At 60.1% G+C, this 12,893-nt stretch carries 13 protein-coding genes; 11 read left to right on the forward strand and 2 right to left on the reverse strand.

The genetic code is table 11. The features are described 5' to 3' along the window. The first annotated feature begins 2 nt into the window (after positions 1-2). The 4 genes from AC07O1_RS24025 to AC07O1_RS24040 are packed head-to-tail and all read left to right on the forward strand — an operon-like array spanning position 3 to position 3,925. Entirely contained in the window at positions 3-770 is a 768-nt protein-coding gene (locus AC07O1_RS24025) for an SDR family NAD(P)-dependent oxidoreductase (protein WP_495090378.1), read from the forward strand. Positions 771-782: 12 nt separating this feature from the next. Then, positions 783-1,976, forward strand: coding sequence for an acetyl-CoA C-acyltransferase (locus tag AC07O1_RS24030; RefSeq protein ID WP_494991361.1), 1,194 nt, complete (start codon positions 783-785; stop codon positions 1,974-1,976). Positions 1,977-1,985: 9 nt separating this feature from the next. Beyond that, positions 1,986-3,113, forward strand: a complete 1,128-nt coding sequence (locus tag AC07O1_RS24035; RefSeq protein ID WP_495090379.1) for an acyl-CoA dehydrogenase — start codon at positions 1,986-1,988, stop codon at positions 3,111-3,113. Between the two features lie 38 nt (positions 3,114-3,151). Beyond that, positions 3,152-3,925: an enoyl-CoA hydratase gene (locus AC07O1_RS24040; protein WP_494991363.1), complete on the forward strand. Its 774-nt coding sequence runs from the start codon at positions 3,152-3,154 to the stop codon at positions 3,923-3,925. Between the two features lie 96 nt (positions 3,926-4,021). Here the strand turns inward: AC07O1_RS24040 and AC07O1_RS24045 are convergent, their stop codons facing one another. Continuing rightward, the gene (locus AC07O1_RS24045) at positions 4,022-5,173 is read right to left on the reverse strand and encodes an acyl-CoA dehydrogenase family protein (RefSeq protein WP_494991364.1); all 1,152 of its coding nucleotides are present in this window, start codon (positions 5,171-5,173) and stop codon (positions 4,022-4,024) included. Between the two features lie 3 nt (positions 5,174-5,176). Beyond that, complete coding sequence (locus tag AC07O1_RS24050) at positions 5,177-6,283, reverse strand: enoyl-CoA hydratase/isomerase family protein (protein WP_495090380.1); 1,107 nt, start codon at positions 6,281-6,283, stop codon at positions 5,177-5,179. A gap of 458 nt (positions 6,284-6,741) precedes the next feature. Here AC07O1_RS24050 and AC07O1_RS24055 point away from each other — a divergent pair, with 458 nt between their 5' ends. From AC07O1_RS24055 to astA, 7 genes are all read left to right on the forward strand, one after another. Further along, a complete protein-coding gene (locus AC07O1_RS24055; protein ID WP_494991366.1) occupies positions 6,742-7,521 on the forward strand; it encodes a transporter substrate-binding domain-containing protein in 780 nt (259 codons plus the stop codon). A gap of 108 nt (positions 7,522-7,629) precedes the next feature. Then, entirely contained in the window at positions 7,630-8,322 is a 693-nt protein-coding gene (locus AC07O1_RS24060; RefSeq protein ID WP_494991721.1) for an ABC transporter permease, read from the forward strand. Next, positions 8,319-9,029: an ABC transporter permease gene (locus AC07O1_RS24065; protein WP_494991367.1), complete on the forward strand. Its 711-nt coding sequence runs from the start codon at positions 8,319-8,321 to the stop codon at positions 9,027-9,029. Before AC07O1_RS24060 ends, AC07O1_RS24065 begins: the two co-directional genes overlap by 4 nt. A gap of 78 nt (positions 9,030-9,107) precedes the next feature. After that, positions 9,108-9,869, forward strand: a complete 762-nt coding sequence (locus AC07O1_RS24070) for an ABC transporter ATP-binding protein (RefSeq protein ID WP_494991368.1) — start codon at positions 9,108-9,110, stop codon at positions 9,867-9,869. A gap of 12 nt (positions 9,870-9,881) precedes the next feature. Beyond that, positions 9,882-10,361 carry an Lrp/AsnC family transcriptional regulator gene (locus AC07O1_RS24075; protein ID WP_090322115.1) on the forward strand — a complete coding sequence of 160 codons (480 nt, stop codon included), beginning with the start codon at positions 9,882-9,884 and terminating at the stop codon, positions 10,359-10,361. Between the two features lie 467 nt (positions 10,362-10,828). Continuing rightward, positions 10,829-11,791 carry a citrulline utilization hydrolase CtlX gene (ctlX, locus tag AC07O1_RS24080; protein ID WP_495090381.1) on the forward strand — a complete coding sequence of 321 codons (963 nt, stop codon included), beginning with the start codon at positions 10,829-10,831 and terminating at the stop codon, positions 11,789-11,791. After that, complete coding sequence (astA, locus tag AC07O1_RS24085; RefSeq protein WP_495090382.1) at positions 11,788-12,822, forward strand: arginine N-succinyltransferase; 1,035 nt, start codon at positions 11,788-11,790, stop codon at positions 12,820-12,822. Before ctlX ends, astA begins: the two co-directional genes overlap by 4 nt. The last annotated feature ends 71 nt before the right edge of the window (positions 12,823-12,893 follow it).

A 12,893-nucleotide genomic window follows, 5' to 3' on the forward strand; every position in this document is an offset into this window, starting at 1 on the left:
CGATGCAGATCGAAAATAAGGTTTTTCTCGTCAGCGGCGGCGCGTCCGGTTTGGGCGCCGCTACGGCTGAGATGCTGGTGGCCGCTGGTGCCAAGGTGATGCTGGTGGATTTGAACGCCGACGCCGTGGCGGCCCAAGCGCAAAAGCTCGGTTCACAGGCGCAAAGCGTCGTGGCCGATATCTGTCAGGAAGCGGCAGCCGAGGCGGCGGTAAAGGCAACGGTCGCAGCCTTTGGCGGGTTGCACGGGCTGGTCAACTGCGCGGGCGTGGTGCGCGGCGAGAAGATTCTCGGCAAGAACGGTCCTCATGCGCTGGCCAGTTTCAGCCAGGTGATCAACGTCAACCTGATCGGCAGCTTCAACCTGCTGCGTCTGGCAGCCGCGGCCATTGCCGACGGCGAAGCCGATGCCGACGGTTCACGCGGTGTAATCATCAACACCGCCTCGGCCGCCGCCTTCGACGGCCAGATCGGTCAGGCGGCCTATGCTGCTTCCAAAGGCGCGATTGCCAGCCTGACCTTGCCCGCCGCCCGTGAACTGGCGCGCTACGGCATTCGGGTGATGACCATCGCTCCGGGGATCTTCGAAACCCCAATGATGGCCGGCATGACCCAGGAAGTGCGCGACTCTCTCGCCGCTGGCGTTCCGTTCCCGCCGCGTCTGGGCAAACCTTCGGAGTACGCTGCGCTGGTTAGGCATATTATTGAAAACAGCATGCTCAACGGTGAGGTGATCCGTCTCGACGGTGCCTTGCGCATGGCCGCCAAGTAAGGAGGATTTATCATGACTATTACCAACGATCCGATTGTTATTGTCAGTGCCGTCCGCACCCCGATGGGCGGTTTTCAGGGTGAACTGAAAAGCCTGAGCGCACCGCAACTGGGTGCCGCTGCGATCCGCGCTGCCGTCGAGCGCGCCGGTGTTGCACCTGGCGCGGTGGAAGAAGTGTTATTCGGTTGCGTGCTCTCGGCCGGTCTCGGTCAGGCGCCCGCACGGCAAGCGGCGCTGGGCGCCGGGCTCGACAAGTCGACCCGCTGCACCACGCTGAACAAAATGTGCGGTTCCGGTATGGAGGCAGCCATTCTGGCCCACGACATGCTGCTGGCCGGCAGCGCCGAGGTGGTGGTGGCCGGTGGCATGGAAAGCATGTCCAACGCACCGTATTTGCTAGACCGCGCCCGCAGTGGCTTGCGCATGGGCCATGGCCAGGTCATCGACCATATGTTTTTCGACGGTCTGGAAGACGCTTACGACAAGGGCCGCCTGATGGGCACCTTTGCCGAGGATTGCGCCGAAGCCAACGGCTTCAGCCGCGAAGTTCAGGACGAATTTGCCATTGCTTCGACGACTCGTGCCCAACAGGCGATCAAAGACGGCAGTTTCGCCGCCGAGATCGTGCCGTTGCAGGTGATGGTCGGCAAGGAGCAGAAGCTGATCAGCGACGATGAGCAACCGCCAAAGGCCAAACTGGACAAGATTACCGGGCTGAAACCAGCGTTCCGCGAAGGCGGCACGGTCACTGCTGCCAACTCCAGTTCGATTTCCGACGGCGCTGCGGCATTGGTATTGATGCGCCGCTCGGAGGCTGAAAAACGTGGCCTCAAACCGCTGGCAGTGATTCACGGCCATGCGGCGTTTGCCGATACGCCGGGCCTGTTCCCGGTGGCACCGGTGGGGGCGATCAAGAAACTGATGAACAAGACCGGCTGGTCGCTGGACGAGGTCGAACTGTTCGAAGTCAACGAAGCCTTTGCGGTGGTCAGTCTGGTGACCATGAGCAAACTGGAAATCCCCCATGAGAAGGTCAACGTACACGGTGGCGCTTGCGCCCTGGGCCATCCGATCGGTGCGTCCGGTGCGCGGATTCTGGTGACGCTGCTTTCGGCCCTGCGCCAGAAAGGCCTGCATCGCGGCGTGGCGGCCATCTGCATCGGTGGCGGCGAAGCAACGGCCATGGCTGTTGAAGTCCTGTACTAAGGAATCCTTATGCTCCCGACTGACGAACAACTACAGATCAGCGACGCGGCCCGGCAGTTTGCCCAGGAACGGCTGAAACCGTTCGCCGCCGAGTGGGATCGTGAACATCGCTTCCCCAGGGAAGCCATCGGCGAGATGGCCGGACTGGGCTTCTTCGGCATGTTGGTGCCGGAGCAGTGGGGCGGTTGCGACACTGGTTACCTGGCCTACGCCATGGCCCTGGAAGAAATCGCCGCCGGTGACGGCGCCTGCTCGACCATCATGAGTGTGCACAACTCGGTGGGTTGCGTGCCGATCCTCAAGTTCGGCAACGATCAACAGAAAGAGCAATTCCTTAAACCATTGGCCAGCGGCGCGATGCTGGGTGCCTTTGCCTTGACCGAACCCCAGGCCGGCTCCGACGCCAGCAGCCTGAAAACCCGTGCCCGCTTGAACGGTGATCACTACGTACTCAACGGCTGCAAACAGTTCATCACCTCCGGGCAAAACGCCGGCATCGTGATTGTGTTTGCAGTGACTGATCCGAGTGCCGGCAAGCGCGGTATCAGCGCGTTTATCGTCCCCACCGATTCGCCTGGCTATAAGGTCGCGCGGATTGAAGACAAGCTCGGTCAGCACGCGTCGGACACTTGCCAGATACTTTTCGAAGACGTGAAAGTACCGGTCGCCAACCGCTTGGGTGAGGAGGGTGAAGGCTACAGAATCGCGCTGGCCAACCTCGAAGGCGGGCGTGTGGGTATTGCCTCGCAGTCGGTGGGCATGGCCCGCGCAGCTTTTGAAGCCGCGCGCGATTACGCCCGCGAGCGGGAAAGTTTCGGCAAGACGCTGATCGAGCATCAAGCCGTGGCTTTCCGCCTGGCGGACATGGCCACACAGATCGCTGTCGCCCGGCAGATGGTGCATTACGCGGCGGCCCTGCGTGACAGCGGCAAACCGGCGCTGGTGGAGGCGTCGATGGCCAAGCTGTTCGCTTCGGAAATGGCTGAAAAGGTCTGCTCCTCGGCGTTGCAAACCCTCGGTGGCTATGGCTACCTGAGCGACTTTCCGCTGGAACGCATTTACCGTGATGTGCGCGTCTGCCAGATTTACGAAGGCACCAGCGATATTCAGCGCATGGTCATTTCACGCAATCTTTGACTCTGTATCTCTACTCTTTCTAAGGCAGGAGCCCATCCATGAGTTATGAAACGATTTTGCTGGAAGTTCAGGGCCGGGTTGGCCTGATCACGCTCAACCGCCCGCAAGCCCTGAATGCGCTGAATGCGCAGATCGTCAGTGAGCTGAACCAGGCGCTGGACGGCCTGGAAGCCAACCCCGAGATTGGCTGCATCGTGCTCACAGGATCGAAGAAGGCCTTCGCCGCGGGTGCCGACATCAAGGAAATGGCCGAGCTGACCTATCCGCAGATCTACCTCGACGACCTGTTCAGCGACAGCGACCGAGTGGCCAACCGTCGTAAACCGATCATCGCCGCGGTGGCCGGTTTCGCCCTCGGTGGTGGCTGTGAGCTGGCGCTGATGTGCGACTTCATTCTGGCCGGCGATAACGCCAAATTCGGCCAGCCGGAAATCAACCTCGGTGTATTGCCGGGTATGGGCGGCACCCAGCGTCTGACCCGCGCCGTGGGCAAGGCCAAGGCGATGGAAATGTGCCTGAGCGGGCGCTTGATCGATGCGGTGGAAGCCGAGCGCGCAGGGATTGTGGCACGCATCGTACCGGTGGATGAGTTGCTGGATGAAGCGCTGAAAGTTGCAGCGGTGATTGCTGGCAAATCCCTGCCGATTGCGATGATGGTCAAGGAAAGTGTGAACCGCGCCTTTGAAGTCAGCCTGTCCGAAGGCGTGCGTTTCGAACGCCGGGTGTTCCATGCGGCGTTCGCCATTGAAGATCGCAGAGAAGGGATGGCCGCGTTTATCGCCAAGCGCGAGGCGCAGTTCAAGGGTAAGTGATGTAGAAGATTCACCGACGCCATCGCGGGCAAGCCTCGCTCCTACAGGTTACTAAATCCCGTAGGAGCGAGGCTTGCCCGCGATGCTTTTCAGCCTTCAGATCTGATAGTTCTTCAACTCTCGTGCAATCACCATTCGCTGAATCTCGCTCGACCCTTCATAGATCTGCGTAATCCGCGCATCGCGGTAGAAGCGTTCTACCGGGTAATCCTCCAGATAGCCGTAACCACCGTGGATCTGAATGGCCGAAGAGCAGACCTTTTCGGCCATCTCCGAGGCAAACAGCTTGGCCTGTGAGGCTTCGGACAGACAGGGTTTGCCGGCACTGCGCAGACGAGCCGCGTGCAGGATCAGCAAGCGGGCGGCATTCAAACGGGTGTGCATGTCCGCCAGCAGGTTGGCGATGCTCTGGTGCTCGATAATCGGCTTGTCGAACTGCACCCGATCGCGCGAATAAGCCAGCGCCGCTTCGAATGCTGCACGGGCGATGCCCAAGGCCTGGGCGGCGATGCCGATACGACCGCCTTCAAGGTTGGACAGGGCAATCGCCAGCCCCTTGCCGCGCTCGCCCAGCAGGTTCGCTTCAGGAATGGTGCATTGGTTGAGGGTCACGGCGCAGGTGTCGGAGGCGCGGATGCCCATCTTGTGTTCAGTACGGTCGACGATAAAACCCGGGGTATCGGTGGGCACCAGAAACGCCGACAGGCCTTTCTTGCCCAGATGCGCATCGGTGACAGCGAAGACGATGGCCAGTTTGGCCCGTTTGCCGTTGCTGACGAATTGCTTGGCGCCATTGATCACCCACTGGCCGTCGCGCAGCTCGGCGCGGGTGCGCAGGTTATGGGCCTCGGAGCCGGCCTGGGGTTCGGTCAGGGCGAAGCAGCCGATGGCTTGTCCGCTGGCCAGGTCCGCCAGCCAGGTCTGTTTCTGCTCCTCAGTGCCGTAGTTGAGGACCGGCCCGCAGCCCACCGAGTTGTGGATGCTCATCAAGGCACCCGTCGCGCCGTCGCCAGCGGAGATTTCTTCCACTGCGAGGGCGTAGGCGACGTAGTCGACATAGGTGCCGCCCCATTCCTCGGGGACCACCATGCCGAGCAAACCCAGCTCGCCCATCTTCGCCACCAGCGCATCATCGATCCAGCCAGCCTTTTCCCACGCCTGGGCGTGGGGCGCGATTTCACGGCGGGCGAAGTCCCGGGCCATGTCGCGGATCATGACTTGCTCTTCACTCAATTCAAGGTCGTGCATGGCTCAGCTCCCACTCATGTCGAAACCGCGGAAGAAACTCGCGACATGCTCGCCATCGAGGGCTTGCAGGGTCGGCGGGTTCCAGCGCGGGTTCTTGTCTTTATCGATCAGCAAGGCGCGCACGCCTTCGATCAGGTCACCACGTTCGAACCACTGACGGTCCAGATGCAGTTCCAGGGCAAAGCACTCTTCCAGGCTCAGCTGGCGACCGCGCCGCAGCATCTCCAAGGTTACGCCCATCGCCAGCGGCGAGCGGCTTTCCAGCAGAGTGGCGGTGGCAAGGGCCCACTCGTGGCTGTCGGCGACCGTGACTTCGCGTAATTGCTCGACGATGCTCGGCACATCGGGCAGGGCGAAGAAGTGGTCGATGGCCCCACGCAAGGCGTGCAACGGTGCGTCGGGCAGTTGCTGCACGGCAAGTGCAGCCAGTAGACCTTGCAGGTCCTTGAGCGGTGTTTCGTGCCACTCCAGGTGATCGAGGCGCTGGTCCAGCAGGCTCAGCCTGTCGCTTTCCAGGTACCAATCGGCCAATCCACAGTAGAGCGCGTCGGCAGCGCGGATCTGCACGCCACTGACGCCCAGGTAGATCCCCAGCTCGCCCGCAACGCGTGGCAGGAAGTAGCTGCCGCCGACATCCGGGAAATAACCGATGGCCACTTCCGGCATCGCCAGACGGCTGCGTTCAGTGACTACCCGCAGATCCGCGCCTTGCACCAGACCCATGCCACCGCCGAGGACGAAACCGTCCAGCAGCGCCAGCACCGGTTTGCGGTACTGATGGATGGCCAGATCGAGGGCGTATTCCTCGACGAAGAAGTCCTGGTGCAGGGTTTGCCCGTTTTTGAAGCTGTCATACAGCGTGCGGATATCGCCACCGGCACAAAAGGCTTTTTCACCGGCACCGCGCAGCACCACCGCATGTACCTGCGGGTCATGGGCCCAGGCATCGAGTTGCTGGTGCAGGCTGCGGACCATGTCCAGAGTGAGGGCGTTGAGGCCGGCGGGGCGGTTGAGGGTCAGGTGGCCGATATGGTTACGGACCTCGGCCAGCACTTCGTTTTGCGTGGCATCCACGGACCGTATCGCCTGGGATGAAACCTGAGCAGTCATCACTAACTCCCTGCTTTTATTGTTCTTTATAGAAGTGTTCGCGCGCGAACGATGCCGGATCGTAACAGTGCAAATTTGCCATGTACAACCCGGATAACTGCAGGTCTGGTGTGCATTTTTGCAGGATGACCCTGTTCACTCGCCCCTTCGAAGGGTGTTATCGCCGGGTAAGTGCCGGAAACGACCGATTCGGCTGTGCAATACCGCTTATCAGCATAGCCGGGCTGTCTGCGCGGGCCGTTACGACACCAGCCCCAAGCATTCTGTTGGCATTCTGGTGTTCCATTTGAAGCCGTCTGCGACAAGGGTTTCAGGGTGGGGGTGTGGCGACGCACCGGTTTAAAACAATAAGAACGCTGTTGCGGTGGATGCCGCATCGACTCTCTGCTCCTGCCCATAAATGTGGCTCGGTCGTGTGCCTGGCCGCGATAAATCCAAATAAATCGGGACTTACGAAGATGAACAAAAAATGGCTGGCCTTACCGGTACTCGCGTTGTTGTTCTGCTCGGCAGGCGCTAGCGCCAAAGAGTGGAAAGAGCTGCGATTTGGCGTCAACCCAAGCTACCCACCGTTCGAATCGACCACCGCCGACGGTGGCGTGCAAGGCTTTGGTGTGGATCTGGGCAATGCAATCTGCGCCGAGCTGAAGCTCAAGTGCGTGTGGGTCAGTAACGACTTCGACGGGCTGATTCCTGCGCTCAAGGCCGGCAAGTTCGATGCGATCGAGTCGTCGATGACGGTGACTGAGGCGCGCAAAAAGCAGATCGATTTCTCCGACCGCCTGTATGCCGGCCCGACCGCCATCGTCACCCGCAAGGATTCCGGTCTTGAACCCACCGCCGAATCCCTCAAAGGCAAGGTCATCGGTTACATGCAGGGCACGATTCAAGAAACCTATGCCAAAGCCAGACTGGCCCCCGGTGGCGTGAAACTGCGGGCCTACCAGAGTCAGGATCAGGTCTACGCGGACCTGGTTTACGGCCGTCTCGATGCGTCGATTCAGGACAAGCTGCAAGCGCAGATGAGTTTCCTGACGTCGCCGCAAGGTGCCGACTTCCAGAACAGTCAGGGCATCAGCGACCCGCTGGTACCGTCGGAAATCGCCATCGGCATCCGCCAGGATAACGACGAGCTCAAAGGCATGATCAACACCGCCATCAAGGCCCTGCATGAAAAGGGCATCTACGCGCAGATCCAGAAGAAGCACTTCGGCGATCTCGATCTCTACAACAACTGATCCTCGCACCGACAGCGCTGCATCGTCCTGTGCGATGCAGCGCCAGGCTGTGGCAATTCAAGACTGGTGACTTGCGTGAATACCTTCCTTCATTTTCTGGGGCTCGATATGTCGGCCCTGCAAGGCTATGGCCCTCTGTTGCTGCACGGCACCTGGGTGACCCTCAAACTGTCTGCATTGTCGCTATTGGTGAGCATGCTGATGGGCCTGGTCGGCGCGGCAGCCAAGCTTTCACCGCTGCGCCTCTTCAACCTGCCGGCGACGTTCTACACGACACTGATCCGCGGGGTTCCCGATCTGGTGCTGATGCTGTTGATTTTCTACAGCCTGCAAGGCTGGCTGAGCAGCCTGACCGAGGCCCTGGGCTGGCCCTACATGGAGATCGACCCGTTCGTGGCAGGCATCATCACCCTGGGGTTTATCTACGGCGCCTATTTCACTGAAACCTTTCGCGGCGCGATTCTCAGCGTTCCGCGCGGTCAGCAGGAAGCCGGTGCGTCATTTGGCTTGAACCGCTGGCAACGTTTTCGCTTCGTGGTATTCCCGCAAATGATGCGTTTCGCCTTGCCCAGCCTTGGCAATAACTGGCTGGTGCTGCTCAAGGCCACGGCGCTGGTGTCGATCATTGGCTTGTCGGACCTGGTCAAGGTCGCTCAGGAGGCCGGTAAAAGCACCTTTAATATGCTGGATTTCCTGCTGCTGGCGGCGGCGCTGTATTTGCTGATCACCAGTGCGTCGAACTATGTGCTGCGCGGGCTTGAGCGTCGTTACAACCAAGGCGTACGGGGGATGACGCGATGATCGAGTTGATTTCGGAATACTGGAAACCCTTTCTCTTCAGTGACGGCTACAACTTCACCGGGTTAGCGATAACCTTGTGGTTGCTCTGCGTGAGCATCGTGCTGGGGTTTTTCCTTTCGCTGCCGCTGGCAATCATGCGGACCTCGCGCTGGGGCCTGCTGCGCTGGCCGGTTCAGCTATTCACCTATGTGTTTCGTGGCACGCCGCTGTATATCCAGCTACTGATTTGCTACAGCGGGATCTATGGCATTGCGGTGGTCCGTTCTCAGCCACTGCTGGAAGCCTTCTTTCGCGATGCGATGAATTGCACCTTGCTGGCGTTCACTCTCAATACCTGTGCCTACACCGTAGAAATTTTCGCCGGGGCGATTCGCAGTATTCCCTATGGTGAAATCGAGGCGGCCCACGCCTATGGCTTGAGTGGCTGGCGTTTGTACTTGCGGCTAATCCTGCCTTCGGCGTTGCGCCGGGCACTGCCGTATTACAGCAACGAAGTGATCCTGATGCTGCATGCGACTTCGGTGGCTTTCACCGCGACTATTCCGGACATCCTCAAGGTGGCCCGCGACGCTAACGCCGCGACCTTCATGACTTTCCAGGCGTTCGGCATTGCCGGGTTGCTTTACCTGGCGCTGTCTTTCGGGCTGGTGGGTGCATTCCGCCTGGCAGAGAAGCGCTGGCTGAGTTTTCTCGGTCCGGCTCACTGAGTCATTGCGTGCGGTTGTTCATTTCCATTCTTTCTGTCCAGAGCTGTGCCGATAGCGGTGTGGCTCCAGGAGTGTTTCATGTACAAGCTGACGGTTGAAAATCTGTATAAACGATTTGGTGACAATGAGGTGCTCAAGGGCGTCTCGTTGAAAGCCCGTGCAGGCGATGTGGTGAGCATGATCGGCGCCAGCGGTTCCGGTAAAAGCACCATGCTGCGGTGTATCAACTTTCTTGAACGGGCTGACGAGGGCTCCATCGAGCTGGATGGCGAAGTCATCGCGACGCGGCCGGCAGCCGGTGGCATGCGCGTTGCCAGTCCCGCGCAGTTGCAGCGCCTGCGCACGCGTCTGGCCATGGTGTTTCAGCATTTCAACCTGTGGAGCCACCTGACCGTTCTGGAAAACATTATGCTGGCGCCATGCCGTGTGCTGGGCGTCAGTCGCAAGGACGCTGAGCAAAGCGCTCGTGCTTATCTGGACAAAGTCGGTTTGCCGCAGCGAGTGGCCGAACAGTACCCGGCGTTTCTTTCCGGCGGCCAGCAACAACGGGTGGCGATTGCCCGGGCCCTGGCGGTGGAACCGCAGATTCTGCTGTTCGACGAGCCGACCTCGGCGCTCGATCCGGAGCTGGTGGGTGAAGTACTCAAGGTGATTCAGGCCCTGGCAGAAGAGGGCCGTACCATGCTGATGGTGACCCACGAAATGGGCTTTGCCCGCAAGGTGTCCAGTCAGGTGTTGTTTCTGCATCAAGGCCGGGTTGAGGAGCAGGGAACTGCAGAGATTCTCGACCAGCCACAGAGCGAGCGTTTGCAGCAATTTTTATCGGGTCGTTTGAAGTGAGGCAAGACGTACATGGCGGATATCCGCGATCTGTCGATCGTGCTTGATCGTATCGATCAGGCAATCATTGAGGTGCTGCGCCATGAAGGGCGCATCACCTATCAGAAGCTTTCCGAGCGGGTGCACCTGACTCCCAGGCCGTGCCTGGAACGGGTGCGCAAGCTCGAACAGCTCGGGGTTATCCGCGGTTATGGGGCGATTCTCGACGAAAAGAAACTGACACCGGGGTTGTCGTTACTGGTGCTGGTGGCGCTCTCGAACCAGAGCGGGCGGGCGGCGCAGAAGGCGTTTGAAGCCAAAGTGCGTGCCTGTCCGCAGGTGCTGGAGTGCCGCCTGATCAGCGGCGCGTTCGACTACAGCCTGCGTATGCGTTGCCGGGACATGGAGCATTATCGGGTGCTGACCGAAGTCTGGTTCGACGACCCGGACTTGCACATCGACAAACTGGTCAGCCATCCCGAGCTTGCGATGGTCAAGACTTCGATGGAGTAAGCCCTACGAAATCATTCCCACGCTTCGCGTGGGAATGCAGCCCGTGACGCTCTGCGTCACAAAAGCGGACGCAGAGCGTCCGATGAGGCGTTACCACGCAGAGCGTGGGAACGATCGATCCAGCGCATATCTTTCCCCGCCGAATCGGCTGCTCACCCCCTCGCTTTCAGCCATTTCCATCACACCGACCCGCGTTATCGGCCGGGTTTGCAGATCGTTCCCACGCTCCGCGTGGGAATGCAGCCCGTGACGCTCTGCGTAACAAAAGCGGACGCAGAGCGTCCGATGAGGCGTTACCACGCAGAGCGTGGGAACGATCGATCCAGCGCACATCTTTCCCCGCCGAATCGGCTGCTCACCCCCTCGCTTTCAGCCATTTCCATCACACCCACCCGTGTTATCAGCCGGGTTTTCTGCCCGCCAAACCAGACAATGAGTACCTCTTAACCCTCATTGATTCTGTGCCCATGCAAACCACCAATACCGTTTTGATGATTCGCCCGACACGTTTCTCCTTCAATCAGGACACGGCCGCCAACAACCGTTTCCAGCGCCAGGCCGCGCTCGCCGAAGACGTGCAGCTCAAGGCTCTGCGAGAGTTCGATGGCTATGTCGCCGCATTGCGCGAGCAGGGTGTCACCGTCATGGTGCACAACGACAGCGAAGCGCCGCATACCCCTGACTCGATCTTCCCCAACAACTGGTGGAGCAGCCATCCTGACGGCACTTTGGTGCTGTACCCGATGCAGGGCCACAACCGTCGCCTGGAACGGGACAAAGGCGTACTGGAGTGGTTGCGCGACGAGTACCGGGTCGAGCAGATGCTGGACCTCTCGGGCCTGGAACAGCAGGAAGTGTTCCTGGAGGGCACCGGCAGCATGGTTCTCGATCGTCAGCAGCGAATTTGTTACGCCGGTTATTCCACTCGCACCCATGCCCAGGCCTTGAATCAGGTGGTCGACCACCTGGGTTATGAGCTCTGCGCGTTCAACGCGGTGGACCGTCAGGGCGTCGCCATCTACCACACCAACGTGATGATGAGCGTGGGCAGCAGCCTCGCCGTGGTGTGTCTGGAGTCCGTCAGCGATCTGAACGAGCGCTCGGCGTTGCAGTCTCGGCTGGAGGACAGCGGCAAACAGGTCATGGCCCTGAGCTGGGAGCAACTGGAGTCGTTCGCCGGCAACATGCTCGAAGTCCATAACGCGGCGGGCGACCCCTTGCTGGTGATGTCGCGTACAGCCTGGCAATCGCTGGACTTGACGCAACGCCGATTGATCGAGCGTCACGCCAAACCGCTGCCGGTGAATATCGACACCATCGAACGCATCGGCGGCGGCAGCGCGCGCTGCATGCTGGCGGAAGTTTTTCTACCTGAGCGTCTGCCTGAACATCAGCCCACCCATCTGGCCTCCAAGGAGCAATCGCGATGATCGTCCGTCCTGCCACAATGGCTGACCTGCCTGCATTATTGACCCTGGCCCACAGTGCGGGCACCGGTTTGACCACTTTGCCGGCCGATGCCGTGCGTTTGCGCCATCGCCTGGAGTGGGCGGAGAAAACCTTCGCCGGCGAGGCCGAACGAGCCGATGCCGATTACCTGTTTGTGCTGGAAACCGAGAGCGGCGAAGCCGTCGGCATTTGTGCACTGGCCGGTGCCGTGGGCATGCGCGAGCCCTGGTACAACTACCGCCTCGGGTTGTTTGTTGCAGCGTCGAAGAATCTGGGGATCAATCAACAGCTGCCGACGTTGTTTCTGGGTAATGACATGACCGGGCATTCGGAGCTGTGTTCGTTGTTCCTGCATGCCGGACACCGCAAAGGGCTCAATGGCCGGTTGTTGTCCAAGGCGCGGTTTCTGTTTCTGGCCGAGTTTCGTGAGAAGTTCGGTGAGAAGGTGATTGCCGAAATGCGCGGTTACTCGGATGAAGAGGGTGTTTCGCCGTTTTGGGAAGGCCTGGGGCGGCATTTCTTCAAGATGGATTTTGCCGATGCCGACTACCTGACCGGCCTGGGTAACAAGACCTTTATCGCTGAGTTGATGCCCAAGTTTCCATTGCCAACCTGTTTGCTGCCTGAAGCGGCGCGCTCGGTGATCGGTCGGGTTCACCCCAATACCGAACCGGCGTTGGGCATGCTCAAGGCCGAAGGTTTCGACCATAAGGACTACATCGATATCTTTGACGGCGGGCCGCTGATCGAGTGCGCCACCGGTGACATTCGTGCGGTGCGTGATAGTCAGGTGTTGCAGCTGAGTATCGGCACACCCGGTGAACTTGCAGTGCCCTATCTGATTCACAACCGCCAGTTCGCCAATTGCCGAATCACCGCTGCGCCGGCGCGAGTTGCAGCAGGTACGTTAATTGTCGATGCGCAAACAGCGAAAAGCCTGGGCTTGAGTGCCGGTGCTTCAGTGCGGGCGGTTAGCCTGGCGGTTCCGGCGCAACAACGGTCGGCGGCCTAGTGGCCTGTGTGGCTAGTTCTGTTAGTCAACTTCGGCGCCAGCAGCCCATATCCTGCGTTGCTGTTCCTCGC

Source organism: Pseudomonas sp. GW821-FHT07G10 (genome assembly GCF_059418545.1).